Below are 16486 nucleotides of genomic sequence, written 5' to 3' on the forward strand. Positions count from 1 at the left end.
ATCACAGGTTATTGCGCGATGTGTCGGTCTCGTTGTGATCACGCAACAGTGTCCGCGGGGCGACGCTCACGCATCGACGCCCACAGCGCGGCGGTGGCCGCCGTGCACAGCGCAGCGCCCGCGACGTGCACCGCGACGAGAGCCGCCGGTACACCGGTGAAGAACTGCACGGCACCGACGAGGCCCTGCGCGCACACCAGGGCGACGAGCACACCGAGGCGCACCATGACCGGTCGCGCGGCGCGGACCGCCGCGAGCCCGAATCCGAGCGCCACGACGAGCGACAGATACGCGACCAGAAGCGATGAGTGCATGTGCACGAGGGTGAGGATCTCGACTTCCAGGCGCGGTATCACCCGATCGAGGCTCTTGTCGCCGGCGTGCGGGCCCGCACCGGTCACGAGGGTGCCCGTCACCAGGACGGCCGCAAGGGCGACGCCGGACAGCGCCGTCAGTTGACGCAACGGCTTCGGCGACCGGTGGACCGGCACACCCGAATCCGGTTCGCCCACTTTGACGTATAGCAGCACCGCGAGCCACACCATCGCCATCGAGGCCAGCAGGTGGATGGCCACCGTCCACCACAACAATCCGGTCAACACGGTGATGCCGCCGATGACCGCCTGCACCACGGTCGAGGCAGGCATCAGCCAGGCGTAGATCAGCACTTCGCGACGGCGCCTGGCCCGGGTCACGGCCAGTACCGCGGCCGCGGCGGTGAGCACCACCAGGAACGTGATCATGCGGTTGCCGAACTCGACGACCTGGTGCACGACCGCGACCTCGGCGTGCGGTACCGGGGTGAAGCTGCCCGGGAAGCACTGTGGCCAGGTCGGGCAGCCCAGGCCGGATGCGGTGACCCGGACGATCGCGCCGGTGACCGCGATACCGCCCTGGGTCAGGATCACGAGGAACGCGATGATCCGCTGGACCCGGAGACTGGGCATGGGCAGCAGGTCGACCAGACGCAGGAAAAGTCGTCCGACGGGCACGGCCTGATCGTAGATGACGTCGAACTACAGGTTGTAGTAGGGCTGCCTCTCCCGCGGGTCAGGTGAAGCGGAACCAGCGCAGCGCGCAGACCGCGGCCACCGCACCCCACACGGCCAGCACGGCCAGGCCGAACCAGTCCACCGACAGTGTCATCGCCTGCGTCAGCGACTCGGTGAGCGCGCCCGACGGGGTCAACCGGGCGGCCCAGGCCACCGCGGTGGGGATCGCCTGTCCGCCCTGGCCCTCGAGCGTCAGCGCACCGAGTCCGGCGAATACGAACCACAGCAGGTTGGCGAGCGCGAGCACGATTTCGGACCGCAACGTGCCGCCCAGCAGCAGTCCCAGTGCGGCGAATCCTGCGGTGCCGAGTGCGATGATGACGGCGCCGAGCGCAAGCCCGGCCAACGGCGGCCGCCAGCCAAGGGCCACACCGATCGCGCCGAGCAGGATCGCCTGCAGGAAAACCACCGCGACCACCGCGAGCGACTTCCCGGCGATGATTCCCCACACCGGAAGTGCGGTGGCGCCAAGGCGTTTCAGCGCGCCGTAACGGCGATCGAACGCAACGGCGATCGCCTGGCCGGTGAACGCCGTCGAGATGACCGCCAGAGCCATGATCGCGGGCGTGAACGTGCCCGCGCGGTCCTCACCGAACGAGCCGAGCGGCAGCAGCGTCAGGCCGATGAGCAAGGTGATCGGGATGAACATGGTCAGCAGCAGCTGCTCACCGTTGCGCAGCAGGAGGCGTAGTTCCAGGCCGAACTGTGCGGCCAGCATCTTCTGCACCGTGGCTGGCCGGGGATCGGGCGTGAAGGTGCCCGGCGCGAATCGATTGGTTGCCATCGTCGGTTCGGTCACGGCCGCAGCTCCCGTCCGGTCAGGTCGAGGAACACGTCTTCCAGACTGCGTTGTTCGACGCGCATGTCCGTCGCGAGGACGTTGAGCCGCGCACACCACGCCGTCACGGTCGCCAGCACCTGCGGATCGATGTGTCCCTCGATCAGGTACTCGCCGGGTGCCGTCTCGGTTGCCTTGTAGTCCTCGGGCAACGCCGAGATGAGCAGCGTCAGATCGAGTTTGCGTGGCGCACTGAACCGCAGTTGGTTCTCGGCCCCGCTGCGCATGAGCTCGGCGGGCGTGCCGGTGGCCACGGCGACACCGTGATCGATGATCACGATCCGATCCGCGAGCTGCTCGGCCTCGGTCAGCTGATGCGTGGTGAGCACGACCGTGACACCGTCGCGGCGCAGCGATTCGATCAACTCCCACACCACGATTCGCGCGTGCGCGTCCATGCCGGCGGTGGGCTCGTCGAGGAACACCAGCTCGGGCCGGCCGACGACGGCACACGCGAGTGCCAGCCGCTGTTGCTGTCCGCCGGACAGCCGACGATAGGTCGTCCGTGCGGACTCGGTCAGGCCGAGCGTGTCCATCAACCAGGCCGGGTCAAGGGGATTGGCCGCATACGACGCGACCAGATCGAGCATTTCGCCTGCACGCGCAGCGGGGTAGCCGCCACCGCCCTGCAGCATCACGCCGATCCGTTCACGCAGGCGGGCGTTGTCGGTGACCGGGTCGAGGCCGAGGATCTCGATGCTGCCTGCGTCGGCGCGGATGAACCCCTCGCACATCTCGACGGTCGTGGTCTTGCCTGCGCCGTTCGGGCCGAGCAGCGCCAGCACCTCGGCCCGACGGACCTCGAGGTCGAGCCCGGATACGGCCGTCGTCGACCCGTACTGCTTGGTGACGCCGCGGAGCAGCACGGGGGTATCGCCGCGAGAGGCAGGGTCGGACGAGGTCACGGGGATTCAGCGTAGGCGTCGCGGTGTTCAGTTCGTGCCGCCGGTGGGCTTGTCGACGTCTCGGGTGACGCACGCCACGGCAGTCGCCGGTAGGTCAGCCCGATGAGTATCAGCACGATGAGGGAGCTGGCCAGGGTCGCCATGACGATCTGAAAGAGCGTGAAGCGGTCTCCGTTCGCGGTCGGCCCGAAGATGCCGACCACGAGCGTGATCGCGATGGTCGCGCCGCGGAAGCCGGGTCGGGTGGCCCACGCGGCAAGCGGGATGATCGCCCACAGCAGGTACCAGGGCTGCACCACCGGGAACAGCAGCACGGTGCCGCCGAGCGCGACACCCAGTCCGCCGACGGGGTGCAGGCGGCCGCGCAACACCGCGAACAGCAGCCAGGTGACCAGGATCGAGATCATGAACACGCCGATCGCACGGGTAAGCCCGAGTACCGCGGTCGTGTGATCGCCGAGTCCGAGCAGGATCCCGACCTGACCGGTACCGAGCGCAAGCAGCGTCGGCGGGGACATCCAGCTGCGTACGACGTTGGCGGTGCCGAGCGTGAAGAGCCAACCGAAGCCGAGTCCGCTGGCCCAGCCGATCACCGCCATGACCGCGAGCGACAGTGTGCCCAGTGACGTCCCGGCCAGCAGGAAAGCTTTGAGCGTGCCGCCCCAGCGCCAGGCCAGCGCCATGGCGACGAATCCCAATGCCAGCAGCGAGGGCAGCTTGACTTGCGACGACATCGCGATGAGCACGGCGCCGAGTACCAGCGTCGCCATCGGCAGCCAGCGCGCCCAGTCGGCACGGGTGTTCGGCCACGCGAGCGGGCGGGGCAGGAGAGGCTGGGCGGCGTCGATTCCGCGCAATGCGAACTCGGTACCGGCCAGCATCAAGCCGAGCATGAGGGCCTCGTTGTGGATGCCCGCGACCAGGTGCATGAACAGCAGCGGATTGCACGCACCGAGCCACAGTGCGCTCACCTCGGCGACCCCGCAGCGCCGCGCCAGCCGCGGCGTCGCCCACACGATCAGCCCGACACCGGCCAGCACGACCAGTCGGTGACACAGCACCGCGGCCACGATGTTCTCGCCGGTCAACGCCGATATGCCCTGGCCGATCCACAAGAAGAGGGGGCCGTAGGGTGCAGGCGTCTCACGCCACAGATTCGGCACCGAAAGCGTGAACACGTGATCCAGGCCCAGCCCGGTGGCCGGGCCGACCCGATAGGGATCGAGGCCGATCAGCGCGATCTCGCTCTGCGCGAGGTACGAGTAGACGTCGCGGCTGTACATCGGCGGCGCCAGCAAAAGCGGTATCGCCCACAGCAGCAGCGTCCGGTCCAGCTGGCTGCGCGACATTCGCCGGGAACCGAGCGCGAACCGCCCGAGCATGAGCCACGCCAGCGCCATCATGACGGCGCCGGTGGTCGTCATGGTCAGCGACACCGTCTGGATGCGCGACGGCAGATTGAGCAGCCGCACGCCGAAGGTTGGATCCTGCACGACTGGACGGGCTCCGGCCCCGAGGGCGCCGATTGCCATCAGCACTGTTCCGGTGGCCCCGAACAGCCGCGTTCGGCGCAGGGCGATGACTTCGGCATCGTTGAGAGGTGACCCGACCGTGCGTTCATCGCCGTGCCACCGGGCAATCGACGAGCTGAAGGACGACAGGCGGCTGGCCATCCCAGCAGCGTAGCCGTCGGTGAAGGGCGCTCCCGCGAGGCAAGGGTGGCCCCCGTCACGTAAGGGTGCCCTTGCTAGAACCGTTCACGGAATTCCGTCACAATGGTGTTGTGAAATTAAGCCGAGGGACCACGAGCACGGCTGCGGCCGGTTTGCCGGCTCCCGCCGGCGAAGTCGTACCCGTTTCCGACGGGCAAACCCGGCGCAGCATCATCCAGTTGCTGCTGGAAGGCCCGATCACCGCCGGTCAGATCGGTGAGCGGCTCGGAATCTCCGCAGCAGGCGTGCGCCGCCACCTCGATGCGCTGATCGACGCCGGTGACGCGCAGGCCAGCGCGGCCGCGGCGTGGCAGCACAATGGCCGTGGCCGGCCGGCGAAACGCTACCGGCTGACGGCGGCGGGACGGGCGAAGCTCGGCCACACCTACGACGACCTGGCAGTCGCCGCGATCCGGCAGCTGCGGGAGATCGGCGGAAAAGATGCCGTCCGGACGTTCGCACGCCGCCGCATCGACACGATTCTCTCGGGAGTAACCGCCGGGTCCGATGACGTTGCAGAGACTGCCGACCGCGTGGCCGACGCCTTGACCAAGGCCGGGTATGCGACCACGACGACGCCGGTGGGCGGACCGGTCCACGGTGTGCAGATCTGCCAACACCACTGTCCGATATCGCACGTCGCCGAGGAGTTCCCGGAGCTGTGCGAGACGGAGAGTGAGGCGTTCGCCGAGATCCTCGGCACGCACGTGCAGCGCCTGGCCACCATCGTCAACGGCGATTGCGCCTGTACCACCCACGTACCACTCGACACAGACAACTCGACAGATGTTCGGGGAACAGCCCGCCCCCGAACGACCACTGCAATCAATCAAGGAGCGGCGAAATGACCATCACGCCCGATACGCCACTTACCCAGGAAGAGACGATCGCCTCGCTGGGCAACTACGGCTACGGCTGGTCGGACTCCGACGCCGCGGGCGCGAGCGCGCAGCGTGGCCTGTCCGAGGCTGTCGTGCGTGACATCTCGGCCAAGAAGAACGAGCCCGAATGGATGCTCGATATCCGGCTCAAGGCGCTGCGCACGTTCGACAAGAAGCCCATGCCGAACTGGGGTTCCAACCTCGAAGGCATCGACTTCGACAACATCAAGTACTTCGTGCGGTCGACCGAGAAGCAGGCGGCCTCATGGGAGGACCTGCCCGAGGACATCCGCAACACCTACGACCGGCTCGGCATCCCCGAGGCGGAGAAGCAGCGCCTGGTCGCGGGCGTGGCGGCGCAGTACGAGTCCGAGGTCGTCTACCACCAGATCCGCGAGGACCTCGAGGCGCAGGGCGTCATCTTCCTCGACACCGACTCGGGTCTGCGCGAACACCCCGAGATCTTCAAGCAGTACTTCGGCACCGTGATCCCGGCCGGCGACAACAAGTTCTCCGCACTCAACACCGCGGTGTGGTCGGGTGGCTCGTTCATCTACGTGCCGCCGGGCGTGCACGTCGACATTCCGCTGCAGGCCTACTTCCGGATCAACACCGAGAACATGGGCCAGTTCGAGCGGACCCTGATCATCGTCGACGAAGGTGCGTACGTGCACTACGTCGAGGGTTGTACGGCACCGATCTACAAGAGCGACTCGCTGCACTCCGCCGTCGTCGAGATCATCGTCAAGCCCGGTGGTCGGTGCCGGTACACGACCATCCAGAACTGGTCGAACAACGTCTTCAACCTGGTGACCAAGCGCGCCAGGGCCGAGGCGGGCGCCACCATGGAGTGGATCGACGGCAACATCGGCTCCAAGGTCACGATGAAGTACCCGGCCGTGTGGATGACCGGTGAGCACGCCAAGGGCGAGGTGCTCTCGGTCGCGTTCGCCGGCGAGGGTCAGCACCAGGACACCGGTGCGAAGATGCTGCACTTGGCGCCGAACACGTCGAGCAACATCGTGTCCAAGTCGGTCGCACGCGGTGGTGGCCGCGCGTCCTACCGTGGCCTGATCCAGGTGAACAAGGGCGCACACGGCTCGCGGTCCAGCGTCAAATGCGATGCGCTGCTTGTGGACACCATCAGCCGCAGCGACACCTATCCCTACGTCGACATCCGCGAGGACGACGTGACGATGGGTCACGAGGCGACGGTGTCCAAGGTCAGCGAGGATCAGTTGTTCTACCTGATGAGCCGCGGCCTGACCGAGGACGAGGCCATGGCGATGGTGGTGCGCGGCTTCGTCGAGCCCATCGCCAAGGAACTGCCGATGGAGTACGCGCTCGAATTGAACCGGCTCATCGAGCTTCAGATGGAAGGTGCGGTCGGTTAAGTGGGCGAGCTAACTACTGCCGTCGAGGGAACCAACAAGGGCGAGCTGTTCACATCGTTCGACGTCGACGCCTTCGAGGTGCCCGGCGGTCGAGATGAGCTGTGGCGGTTCACCCCGCTGAAGCGGCTGCGTGGCCTGCACAACGGCTCGGCGCCCGTGACGGGCAGCGCGCTGATCGAGGTGTCGGAGCGTCCCGGTGTCACGGTCGAGACCGTGGAGCGCGGCGACGACCGCCTCGGGCAGGGCGGAGTGCCCGCCGATCGGATTGCCGCTCAGGCATATTCGTCGTTCGGGCACGCGACGATCGTCACGGTCGGCCGCAATACCCAGGTCGAAGAGCCCATCGAGATCACCATCAGCGGCCCCGGTGCGGACGCCACGGCTTATGGTCACCTGCAGATCCGGGTCGACGAGCTGGCCGAGGCCGTGGTGGTCATCGACCAGCGCGGCAGCGGAACCTATGCCGACAACGTCGAGTTCGTGATCGGCGACGCGGCGCAGCTCAAGGTCGTGTCGATCGCCGACTGGGCGGACGACGCCGTGCACGTCAGCATGCACCACGCCACGCTGGGCAAGGATGCGGTGTTGCGCCATTTCGCGGTGACGCTCGGCGGTGACGTCGCGCGGTTGACCGGCCGCGTGCGGTTCTGCGCTCCTGGCGGCGACGCCGAGCTGCTCGGCCTGTACTTCGCCGACGACGGCCAGCACTTCGAATCGCGGCTGCTGGTCGACCACGCCCAGCCGAACTGCCGCTCCCATGTGACGTACAAGGGTGCGCTGCAAGGCGATCCCGATACGGACAAGCCCGACACCCACACCGTGTGGGTGGGCGATGTGCTGATCCGCGCCGAGGCCACCGGCACCGACACCTACGAGGTCAACCGCAATCTGGTGCTGACCGACGGGGCGCGGGCCGACTCGGTGCCCAACCTCGAGATCGAGACCGGGGAGATCGTCGGCGCCGGACACGCCAGCGCGACGGGCCGTTTCGACGACGAGCAGCTGTTCTACCTCCAGGCCCGGGGTATCCCCGAGGACCAGGCCCGGCGACTTGTGGTGCGCGGGTTCTTCGGCGAGCTGATCCAGAAGATCGCCGTGCCCTCCGTCCGCGACCGCCTCACCGAGGCCATCGAACACGAACTTGCGCTAACCGAAGGAATCAAGCACTGATGAGCACACTCGAAATCAAGGACCTCCACGTCAGCGTCGCATCCGCCGAGGACGGGACCGACATCCCGATCCTCAAGGGTGTCGACCTCACCGTGAACTCGGGGGAGACCCACGCGTTGATGGGCCCCAACGGATCCGGTAAGTCCACGCTGTCCTACGCGGTGGCCGGCCACCCGAAGTACACCGTGACGTCGGGGTCGATCACGCTTGACGGGCAGGACGTCCTGGAGATGTCGATCGACGAGCGCGCGCGTGCCGGTCTGTTCCTGGCGATGCAGTACCCGGTCGAGGTGCCCGGTGTCTCGATGTCGAACTTCCTGCGCACGGCGGCTACCGCGGTGCGTGGTGAGGCACCGAAGCTGCGGCACTGGGTCAAGGAAGTCAAGGCCGCGATGGACGAACTCGAGATCGACCCGGCGTTCGGGGAGCGCAGTGTCAACGAAGGGTTCTCCGGCGGTGAGAAGAAGCGCCACGAGATCCTGCAGCTGTCACTGCTCAAGCCCAAGATCGCGATTCTCGACGAGACCGACTCCGGCCTCGACGTCGATGCGCTGCGGGTGGTCAGTGAAGGCGTCAATCGCTATTCCGAGGACACCCACGGCGGCATTCTGCTGATCACGCACTACACCCGGATCCTGCGCTACATCCGCCCGCAGTTCGTGCACGTGTTCGTCGGTGGCCGGATCGTCGAATCCGGCGGCCCGGAACTCGCCGACGAACTCGAAGAGAACGGATACGTGCGCTTCACACAAGCCGTCGGAGCGTGACATGACTGCATCTGCGCAGACTCTCGATCTCACCAGGATCAGGGCCGACTTCCCGATCCTCAACCGGGTGATGCGCAGCGGAAACCAGCTGGCATACCTCGATTCCGGCGCGACATCGCAGAAACCGCTGCAGGTGCTGGACGCCGAGCGCAACTTCCTTCTCACGTCGAACGGCGCCGTGCACCGCGGCGCGCACCAGCTCATGGAGGAATCCACCGACGCCTACGAGCAGGGCCGCGCGGACATCGCGGCCTTCGTGGGCGCCGATACCGACGAGCTCGTGTTCACCAAGAATGCCACCGAGGCCATCAACCTGGTGTCATATGTCCTGGGGGACAAGAGGTTTGACCGGGCCGTCGGGCCCGGCGACGTCATCGTCACCACCGAACTCGAGCATCACGCGAACCTGATTCCGTGGCAGGAGCTCGCGGAGCGTACTGGTGCGACGCTGCGTTGGTACGGCGTCTCCGCCGATGGGGATCAGGAGGGCCGCATCGACCTGGATTCGCTGCAGCTCGACGAGCGGGTGAAAGTGGTGGCGTTCAGCCATCATTCGAATGTCACCGGCGCGATCGCCCCGGTGGCCGAGCTCGTCGCGCGGGCCAGGGCGGTCGGCGCCCTCACGCTGCTCGACGCCTGCCAGTCGGTGCCTCACCAGCCTGTCGACTTCCATGCGCTCGATGTCGACTTCGCCGCGTTCTCCGGGCACAAGATGTTGGGCCCCACCGGGATCGGCGTCCTCTATGGGCGCCGCGAGTTGCTCAACGCGATGCCGCCGTTCATCACCGGCGGGTCCATGATCGAGACCGTCACGATGGAGAAGACAACCTACGCGCCCGCACCGCAACGCTTCGAAGCGGGCACACCCATGACGTCGCAGGTGGTCGGATTGGCCGCGGCCGCGCGATATTTGACCGATCTCGGCATGGCCTCGGTAGAGGCGCACGAGGCCGCGCTCGTCGGCGCCGCGCTGGAGGGCTTGGAGGGCGTGCCGGGCGTGCGCATCATCGGGCCGCGGTCGCTGGAGCATCGGGGATCGCCGGTGAGTTTCGTGCTCGACGGTGTCCACGCGCATGATGTCGGGCAGGTCCTCGACGACGAAGGCGTCGCCGTGCGGGTCGGGCATCATTGCGCCTGGCCGCTGCACCGCCGGTTCGGCATCGCCGCGACCGCACGCGCGTCGTTCGCGGTGTACAACACGCTCGACGAGGTCGACCGGATGGTCGCGGGTGTCAAACGGGCCGTGGAGTTCTTTTCGTGAGAATGGACCAGATGTACCAGGAAGTGATCCTGGACCACTACAAGCATCCACATCACCGAGGGCTGCGGGAGCCGTTCGGCGCCGAGGTGTACCACGTCAATCCGACCTGTGGTGACGAGGTGACGTTGCGGGTCGCGCTGTCCGACGACGGCGAGACGGTCAACGACGTCTCCTACGACGGTCAGGGTTGTTCGATCAGCCAGGCGGCCACGTCCGTGCTCACCGATCAGGTGATCGGCCAGAGTGTCGGCGACGCACTCAAGACCGTCGCCGCATTCACCGAGATGATTTCCTCGCGCGGCAACGTCGAGGGGGACGAAGATGTACTCGGAGACGGCATCGCATTCGCTGGTGTCGCGAAGTACCCGGCGCGGGTGAAGTGCGCGTTGCTGGGGTGGATGGCTTTCAAAGATGCGTTGGCGCAAGCCAGTGAGGAGACCGACGATGAGCGACACCGAAGCGCCTGATCAGGAACTGCTGGCCGACGTCGAGGAGGCCATGCGCGATGTGGTGGACCCCGAGCTGGGCATCAACGTCGTCGATCTCGGGCTGGTGTACGGGCTGAACGTCGAGCAGGGCGACGCCGGAACTGTTGCGCTCATCGACATGACGCTGACCTCGGCGGCGTGCCCGCTGACCGACGTGATCGAAGATCAGTCGCGCACCGCACTCGTGGGCGCCGGCCTGGTGAACGAGATCAAGATCAACTGGGTGTGGAACCCGCCGTGGGGCCCGGACAAGATCACCGACGACGGTCGCGAACAGCTGAGGGCGCTCGGTTTCACCGTCTAGCGGTCAGTAGACCCGTCACAATGGCCGGGTGGTGACGATCCCGGCCTTCGTCTGGCGAGGCGGCTTCGTCTACCGCGCGCTGATCACGGGTCTCAGTGTCGGTCTGTGTCTGGGTGTGCTTGCGTGGCTTGATTCGGGCTTCTTCCTCGCAGGCGCGTTGGTCTTCGTCATCGTCGGACTTTTCTACGGCACCTGGATGCCGTTGCGGATGGCGCGGTACTGGCCCATGGCGAAACACATCGACGGGGCCCAACGGGTCGCGCTGGTCGGTGCGGCACGCCGGGGTGACCGCATCGACGATCCGCGGCTTGTCGACGCCGCGGTCGACTATCGGCGGGGGATGCACGCGGCTGTCCAAGCGGCCCGGCCCCTGCGGTGGCTGCTGTTGTTCGTCCTGGGCGTCGCCGTGGCGACAGCGGTGTGGGATGCGGTGTTCGGTTCGATTGGCAACGCCGTGGTGTCGTTCATATACCTGGCGTTGTTGCTGCTCGAGGTCTTCTGGTGGCCCAAGCGTCAGACTCAATTGCTTGCGAACGTCGATCGCGCCTGTGGATAACTGCCGATTTCGGCACTGTTGCGGGGCCGCTCTGTCGGGTCGCGTCACTAGCTTCCTGCTCGACGGCGACAGTCGAAGTCGCCGCACGATCAGAGGAGTACTGCAATGCCGACCGACATCGACCTGTTGCACACCGCATGCGAGCGTGACCTCGGCGACCCCGAACTGTGGTTCAGTCCGATCGGGTATCCAAATTCTTTGGCGCTGTGCGTGATTGACGCGATCTACTCGACCGGGGCGCGGTATGTGACCGTCGAGAAGGTGATCGCGCGGTATCGGGATTACCGTACTGCGCAAGACGGCGACGCCGAATCGGACGGTCTCACCGAACTTCTGGCCACAGTGCGCGAACTCGGTGGCCCCGATCCATGGGCCGCGCACATCGGCAACCGCCGACCCACGTCCAGCGCGGCGAACGCGCCGTTGAAGGCCGTGGCCATCACCGACGTGGCCGAAGCGCTCGCGGCCATGGGCATCGACACGACCGACGACCTTCGAACTGTTGTCGCCGACGACGAACGCCGCGTGCAGGCCAGGGCGGCCTGGTGCACGGCACCGGGACAACGCTCGGGCCTGACGTGGGACTATGCGTTGAAGCTCGCCCAGTTGCCCGGGGCGAGCGCCGGCCCGGTGGTGGTCGGCTATGTCGCGCGTGAGATCGGCACGGTCGAAGCCGCGCGTGCGGCGGAGTTGGTTCGCGGTGTGGCCGAAGCGGCGGGATGGAACGCAATCGCGCTCGATCACGCGATCTGGCGGTTCGAGTCGGGACGACCGCATCAGCGGGTTTCTTGAACGGGGCACTCGCCCCAGCGTGGGGGTCATGTACCCACGACTGCGGTTTCGCGTGCATGGCCCCCACGCTCGACGGAAAAACCGGTGGGGAGCAACACGTCCGAGTGCTACCGTCACGGCATGTTCGTGACGCGCGATTGTCGTTTGCCGGCCGGGATGCACAGTTCATCCGCGGCCGCGTTGTCGTGCGTGGTTGCGGCCGAGCGCAAGTCGGGCTCCCTCGAAAAATCTCGTACATATCTCAATAACTCTGTTTGCCCTGCTAGGTACGTCGGCTGACGTTCCGCTGCCGTGTTGTGCCCAATTGCTTTGTACATCAGCGAATGTCGCGGGATATTTCGCTTTACGGCACACGATCGACATAGCAGCATAAAGCCGAATCGTGTTGCGCCACAAAGTCTGCCGTCCAGGGCAGCGCACCGGAGACCGAGAGGAGGCACACCGTGATGAAGGAACTGACCGTCGACGTATACAACGCCGATTACCGTGTGCTGTCTCGAATTCCGTGGCAGGAGGCCGTGCAGCTCATCCTGCGGGATGCGGTGTACGTCATCGACACGCACAACCCGGCGGTACACATCCACAGCCCGTCGCTGGTGATCGAGCTGCCGATGTCGATAGCGCTACGTGAGTACGTGCACATCCCGTACCGGCCGACCGATCGGGCGACTCGCGTGGGGGTGCTTCGCCGGGATCGCCACACCTGCGTCTACTGCGGCGGGCGGGCCGACACCGTCGATCACGTCCTGCCCCGTAGCCGCGGCGGGTCGGATCACTGGCTCAACCTGGTCGCGGCATGCCAGCCGTGCAACGGCCGTAAGGGTGACCGGACGCCGGCCGAGGCCGGAATGCCGATGATGCGTGAGCCGTTCGAGCCCAAGCAGCCCGACGTCTTCGGTCATGCGCCGGCGCTCGTAGCGGTCTGACAGCTCGGTGGGCGGGCGCAAGCAGTCAATTGCCCGCCTGCCTCACCGGGTTGTCCATGGCGGTCGTGGTGTAACGGCAACACAGTGGTCTGTGACGCCACAGTCGATGGGTTCGAGTCCCTCCGGCCGCCCCAAATCCCGGTAGCCCAATTGGAAGAGGCGCTGGATTCGGAATCCAGTGGTTGTGGGTCCGACTCCCTCCAGGGATACCAACCGATATCACGGTCCTTGGTGTACCCAACCGGTTATCTGACTAAGGTCAGAGAATGTCGTCGGACATGATCGCGCAGGTGCGCAGGTTCAACCGGACCGTGACGCAGCGCGCCGGGGTGTTGTACGAGAACTACCTGGCCAGCGGCCGATCGCTCGGCCAAGATCGCGTGTTGTGGGAGATCGGCGCGGACGGCTGCGATGTCCGCGATCTCCGGTCTCGGCTCGATCTGGACTCCGGTTACCTGAGCCGGCTCTTGCGTGCGTTGCAGCGCGAGGGGCTGATCGCGGTGGAACGCCAAGCCGGCGATCGGCGGGTGCGCACAGCCCGGCTGACCGATGCGGGGCAAAGCGAGCTCGCGATGCTCAACACACGTTCCGACGACGCTGCGACGGCGATTCTCACCCCGCTCACGGCAACCCAGCAGAGTCGGCTTGTGCACGCGATGGCAGAAGTCGAGCGGCTGCTCACCGCATCGACCGTGCGTATCGCCGTATCCGATCCGCGCGACGCCGATGCCCGGTTCTGCCTCAACACCTACTTCGCGGAATTGGCGCAGCGCTTCCCGGCCGGCTACGACCCCGCGGCCAGCCCCGTCGCCGACGAGGAGATGACGGCACCTGCGGGCCTGCTGCTCGTCGCGTCCCTGCACGGGCAACCGGTCGGCTGCGGCGCGCTGATCTGGTATCCCGACGCGGTTGCACTGGTCAAGCGGATGTGGGTCGCGCCGAATGCGCGCGGAATCGGTCTCGGCAGGCGCATGCTGTCGGAACTCGAGTCCAGGGCCCGCGACCACGGCGACCGAATCGTGCGCCTCGACACCAACGCCGCGCTCACCGAGGCGCTCAACCTGTACCGCACATGTGGCTATCGCGAGGTCGCGCCGTTCAGCGACGAACCGTACGCGAATCATTGGTTCGAGAAATCCATCGGAAAAAGTGTGTAACGCTTCGGACAGTTCCATGCACTGAGCAGTCGTCAGACCCCGGAGAGGATCGGCGATGGTCGCGACGGTAGACGAGACGGCACTGATTCAAGCGCTGCGCAATGGCGACGAGTCTGCTTTCGCGATGCTGGTCGATCAGCACGCGCCCGCCATGCTGCGGGTCGCCCGCGGCTACGTGCCCAGTGCTGAGATCGCCGAAGAGGTGGTGCAGGAGGCATGGATCGCATTGATCAAGGGCATCGGGAAATTCGAGGGCCGATCATCGCTGCGCACGTGGCTGTTCACGGTGATGATCAACATCGCCAAAACCCGCGGCGTACGGGAACGACGCGACGCCGACGCGGCCATAGCGGCGTTCACCGGCACAACTGTCGATCCGGCGCGATTCCGCACCGGTTCGGATCCATGGCCCGGGCACTGGAAAGCAGACGCGCAGCCTGCGGCGTTTCCGGAAACCCCAGAGGGGTCGGTGCTCGGCACCGAGCTCATCGAACTCGCACGCCGCGAGTTGGAGAAGCTGCCCGAGCGACAGCGCATGGTGGTGACGTTGCGTGACATGCTCGGCTTCGACTCGGCAGAGGTCTGCCAGCTGCTCGACCTCACGGTCGCCAACCAACGGGTCCTGCTGCACCGCGGGCGAGCCGCCGTGCGGCAGGCGCTCGAGGACTATCTGCAGGAGGTGTCATAGCGATGGACTGCAATGAACTCGTCGAGCTGGTCACGGCTTATCTCGACGGTGCGCTCGATCCCGACACCCGTGCGCGTTTCGACATGCACCTGCTGGAGTGCGACGGCTGCGAGCGCTATCTGCAGCAGTTTCGCGAGACCGTGCGCACCGTGGGCCGGATTCCCGACGACGAAATCGACCCGGGATTCCGCGGCCGTCTGCTCAACGCATTCAAGGACTTTCAGTGAGTGGTTGGCCCCGGGTGGCGTGGGGTACCCCCGCCGAAACAGCGCTAACCAGCCTGTTGTGACCCTACGGTGGGGAACAGCCCGTCCCACCCCGGCGTTAGGACAAGTGTGAGTACGCAAGACATCACCGCAGAACAGTTCAACGACACCATCAACGACAACGACATCGTGCTGGTGGATTTCTGGGCGTCGTGGTGCGGGCCGTGTCGTGCGTTCGCGCCGACATTCGCGGCATCTTCCGAGAAGCACCCGGACGTCATTCACGCCAAAGTGGACACCGAAGCCGAGCAGGCGCTTGCCGCGGCCGCCGACATTCGGTCGATCCCGACGTTGATGGCGTTCAAGAAGGGCAAATTGGTTTTCAACCAGGCCGGGGCGCTGCCGCCTGCCGCACTGGAGGACCTGGTCCAGAAGATCAAGGAATTCGACATCGACGCGGCCATCGCCGCTCAGGATGACGCCCAGCAGGGCTGACACCCAGATTGGTTTGCTTCACTGCCGTCTGAGCGGGACGGCGCGATAACGTGCTTGTCCGTGACTGACGACAACCACTTCGTCCTCGTCGATCGTTCCCGGCCGGACATCGCCCTGGTGACTTTGAATCGGCCTGAGCGGATGAACTCGATGGCGTTCGATGTCATGGTTCCGCTCAAGCGCGCACTCGAAGAGCTGCGCTACGACAACTCCGTACGCGTGGTGGTTTTGACGGGTGCCGGCCGCGGCTTCTCATCGGGGGCCGACCACAAGTCGGCGGGCTCAGTGCCGCATGTGGACGGGCTGACCAGGCCGACGTACGCCTTGCGCTCGATGGAACTGTTGGACGATGTGATCCTGGCGCTGCGCCGGTTGCATCAGCCGGTGATCGCGGCGGTCAACGGCGCCGCGATCGGCGGGGGACTGTGCCTAGCGCTGGCCTGCGACATCCGGGTTGCCGCCGACGGCGCCTACTTTCGGGCGGCGGGCATCAACAACGGGCTGACCGCGAGCGAGCTGGGCTTGTCCTATCTGTTGCCGCGGGCGATCGGTGCGTCGCGGGCGTTCGAGATCATGCTGACGGGCCGTGATGTCGACGCCGACGAGGCGCAGCGGATCGGATTGGTCTCGCGGTCGGTGCCCGGCGGCCAGTTGCTCGACACCTGTTACGAAATGGCCGGGCGCATCGCGGCGTTCTCCCGGCCCGGGACCGAGTTGACCAAACGCACCCTGTGGAGCGGACTGGACGCTTCGAGCCTCGAGGGGCACATGCAGGCCGAGGGCCTCGGACAGCTGTATGTGCGCCTGCTGACGGCGAACTTCGAGGAGGCCGTCGCGGCCCGCGCCGAGAAGCGGCCCCCGGTCTTCACCGACGAACGCTGAGGCTCCCTGACC

Annotated in this window: 19 protein-coding genes and 2 tRNA genes; 17 read left to right on the forward strand and 4 right to left on the reverse strand. The window is 66.3% G+C overall.

Features of this window, described 5'->3' with window-relative positions; translation table 11 throughout:
* Window positions 1-38: 38 nt before the first annotated feature.
* The 4 genes from ACRCUN_RS09660 to mptB all read right to left on the reverse strand — a co-directional run bounded on the left by ACRCUN_RS09660 (window position 39) and on the right by mptB (window position 4468).
* Window positions 39-947, reverse strand: coding sequence for a COX15/CtaA family protein (locus ACRCUN_RS09660; protein ID WP_462141688.1), 909 nt, complete (start codon window positions 945-947; stop codon window positions 39-41).
* A gap of 103 nt (window positions 948-1050) precedes the next feature.
* Window positions 1051-1836, reverse strand: a complete 786-nt coding sequence (locus ACRCUN_RS09665) for an ABC transporter permease (RefSeq protein WP_462141689.1) — start codon at window positions 1834-1836, stop codon at window positions 1051-1053.
* 11 nt (window positions 1837-1847) lie between these two features.
* Window positions 1848-2756, reverse strand: a complete 909-nt coding sequence (locus ACRCUN_RS09670; protein ID WP_462141690.1) for an ABC transporter ATP-binding protein — start codon at window positions 2754-2756, stop codon at window positions 1848-1850.
* Window positions 2757-2791: 35 nt separating this feature from the next.
* Window positions 2792-4468, reverse strand: a complete 1677-nt coding sequence (gene mptB, locus ACRCUN_RS09675; protein WP_462141417.1) for a polyprenol phosphomannose-dependent alpha 1,6 mannosyltransferase MptB — start codon at window positions 4466-4468, stop codon at window positions 2792-2794.
* A gap of 110 nt (window positions 4469-4578) precedes the next feature.
* Here mptB and ACRCUN_RS09680 point away from each other — a divergent pair, with 110 nt between their 5' ends.
* The 17 genes from ACRCUN_RS09680 to ACRCUN_RS09760 all read left to right on the forward strand — a co-directional run bounded on the left by ACRCUN_RS09680 (window position 4579) and on the right by ACRCUN_RS09760 (window position 16474).
* Window positions 4579-5355 (forward strand): helix-turn-helix transcriptional regulator, encoded by a 777-nt coding sequence (locus tag ACRCUN_RS09680; RefSeq protein WP_462141418.1) that lies wholly within the window; start codon window positions 4579-4581, stop codon window positions 5353-5355.
* A complete protein-coding gene (sufB, locus tag ACRCUN_RS09685; RefSeq protein WP_462141419.1) occupies window positions 5352-6782 on the forward strand; it encodes a Fe-S cluster assembly protein SufB in 1431 nt (476 codons plus the stop codon). Before ACRCUN_RS09680 ends, sufB begins: the two co-directional genes overlap by 4 nt.
* Window positions 6783-7952: a Fe-S cluster assembly protein SufD gene (sufD, locus tag ACRCUN_RS09690; protein WP_462141420.1), complete on the forward strand. Its 1170-nt coding sequence runs from the start codon at window positions 6783-6785 to the stop codon at window positions 7950-7952.
* Window positions 7952-8719, forward strand: a complete 768-nt coding sequence (gene sufC / locus ACRCUN_RS09695) for a Fe-S cluster assembly ATPase SufC (RefSeq protein WP_462141421.1) — start codon at window positions 7952-7954, stop codon at window positions 8717-8719. Before sufD ends, sufC begins: the two co-directional genes overlap by 1 nt.
* 1 nt (window position 8720) lies before the next feature.
* Window positions 8721-9980, forward strand: coding sequence for a cysteine desulfurase (locus ACRCUN_RS09700; RefSeq protein WP_462141422.1), 1260 nt, complete (start codon window positions 8721-8723; stop codon window positions 9978-9980).
* 2 nt (window positions 9981-9982) lie between these two features.
* A complete protein-coding gene (gene sufU / locus ACRCUN_RS09705; protein ID WP_462141691.1) occupies window positions 9983-10447 on the forward strand; it encodes a Fe-S cluster assembly sulfur transfer protein SufU in 465 nt (154 codons plus the stop codon).
* Window positions 10425-10772 (forward strand): metal-sulfur cluster assembly factor, encoded by a 348-nt coding sequence (locus ACRCUN_RS09710; protein WP_462141423.1) that lies wholly within the window; start codon window positions 10425-10427, stop codon window positions 10770-10772. The genes sufU and ACRCUN_RS09710 overlap by 23 nt, the downstream gene beginning before the upstream one ends.
* 28 nt (window positions 10773-10800) lie before the next feature.
* Window positions 10801-11328 (forward strand): hypothetical protein, encoded by a 528-nt coding sequence (locus ACRCUN_RS09715; RefSeq protein ID WP_462141424.1) that lies wholly within the window; start codon window positions 10801-10803, stop codon window positions 11326-11328.
* Between the two features lie 105 nt (window positions 11329-11433).
* Window positions 11434-12120, forward strand: a complete 687-nt coding sequence (locus ACRCUN_RS09720) for a DUF8548 family protein (protein ID WP_462141425.1) — start codon at window positions 11434-11436, stop codon at window positions 12118-12120.
* A gap of 446 nt (window positions 12121-12566) precedes the next feature.
* Window positions 12567-13046: an HNH endonuclease gene (locus tag ACRCUN_RS09725; protein WP_462141426.1), complete on the forward strand. Its 480-nt coding sequence runs from the start codon at window positions 12567-12569 to the stop codon at window positions 13044-13046.
* A gap of 59 nt (window positions 13047-13105) precedes the next feature.
* A tRNA-His gene (locus ACRCUN_RS09730) sits at window positions 13106-13180 on the forward strand.
* Window position 13181: 1 nt separating this feature from the next.
* Window positions 13182-13258 (forward strand) — tRNA-Pro (locus ACRCUN_RS09735).
* A gap of 54 nt (window positions 13259-13312) precedes the next feature.
* Entirely contained in the window at window positions 13313-14203 is an 891-nt protein-coding gene (locus ACRCUN_RS09740; RefSeq protein WP_462141427.1) for a bifunctional helix-turn-helix transcriptional regulator/GNAT family N-acetyltransferase, read from the forward strand.
* Window positions 14204-14258: 55 nt separating this feature from the next.
* Window positions 14259-14891 (forward strand): RNA polymerase sigma factor, encoded by a 633-nt coding sequence (locus ACRCUN_RS09745; RefSeq protein WP_462141428.1) that lies wholly within the window; start codon window positions 14259-14261, stop codon window positions 14889-14891.
* Window positions 14892-14893: 2 nt separating this feature from the next.
* Window positions 14894-15118, forward strand: coding sequence for an anti-sigma factor family protein (locus tag ACRCUN_RS09750; RefSeq protein WP_462141429.1), 225 nt, complete (start codon window positions 14894-14896; stop codon window positions 15116-15118).
* Window positions 15119-15226: 108 nt separating this feature from the next.
* On the forward strand, window positions 15227-15592 hold the full coding sequence (gene trxA, locus ACRCUN_RS09755) for a thioredoxin (RefSeq protein WP_462141430.1): 366 nt from the start codon (window positions 15227-15229) through the stop codon (window positions 15590-15592).
* 45 nt (window positions 15593-15637) lie between these two features.
* On the forward strand, window positions 15638-16474 hold the full coding sequence (locus ACRCUN_RS09760; RefSeq protein WP_462141692.1) for an enoyl-CoA hydratase: 837 nt from the start codon (window positions 15638-15640) through the stop codon (window positions 16472-16474).
* The last annotated feature ends 12 nt before the right edge of the window (window positions 16475-16486 follow it).

Source organism: Mycobacterium venezuelense (genome assembly GCF_054919535.1).

Coding starts and splice junctions, on each gene's coding strand:
- ACRCUN_RS09660 (WP_462141688.1), bottom strand. CDS start 947: ATGCCCAGTCTCCGGGTCCAGCGGATCATCGCGTTCCTCGTGATCCTG.
- ACRCUN_RS09665 (WP_462141689.1), bottom strand. CDS start 1,836: ATGGCAACCAATCGATTCGCGCCGGGCACCTTCACGCCCGATCCCCGG.
- mptB (WP_462141417.1), bottom strand. CDS start 4,468: ATGGCCAGCCGCCTGTCGTCCTTCAGCTCGTCGATTGCCCGGTGGCAC.
- sufB (WP_462141419.1), top strand. CDS start 5,352: ATGACCATCACGCCCGATACGCCACTTACCCAGGAAGAGACGATCGCC.
- sufC (WP_462141421.1), top strand. CDS start 7,952: ATGAGCACACTCGAAATCAAGGACCTCCACGTCAGCGTCGCATCCGCC.
- ACRCUN_RS09700 (WP_462141422.1), top strand. CDS start 8,721: ATGACTGCATCTGCGCAGACTCTCGATCTCACCAGGATCAGGGCCGAC.
- sufU (WP_462141691.1), top strand. CDS start 9,983: ATGGACCAGATGTACCAGGAAGTGATCCTGGACCACTACAAGCATCCA.
- ACRCUN_RS09710 (WP_462141423.1), top strand. CDS start 10,425: ATGAGCGACACCGAAGCGCCTGATCAGGAACTGCTGGCCGACGTCGAG.
- ACRCUN_RS09720 (WP_462141425.1), top strand. CDS start 11,434: ATGCCGACCGACATCGACCTGTTGCACACCGCATGCGAGCGTGACCTC.
- ACRCUN_RS09725 (WP_462141426.1), top strand. CDS start 12,567: ATGAAGGAACTGACCGTCGACGTATACAACGCCGATTACCGTGTGCTG.
- ACRCUN_RS09740 (WP_462141427.1), top strand. CDS start 13,313: ATGTCGTCGGACATGATCGCGCAGGTGCGCAGGTTCAACCGGACCGTG.
- ACRCUN_RS09745 (WP_462141428.1), top strand. CDS start 14,259: ATGGTCGCGACGGTAGACGAGACGGCACTGATTCAAGCGCTGCGCAAT.
- ACRCUN_RS09750 (WP_462141429.1), top strand. CDS start 14,894: ATGGACTGCAATGAACTCGTCGAGCTGGTCACGGCTTATCTCGACGGT.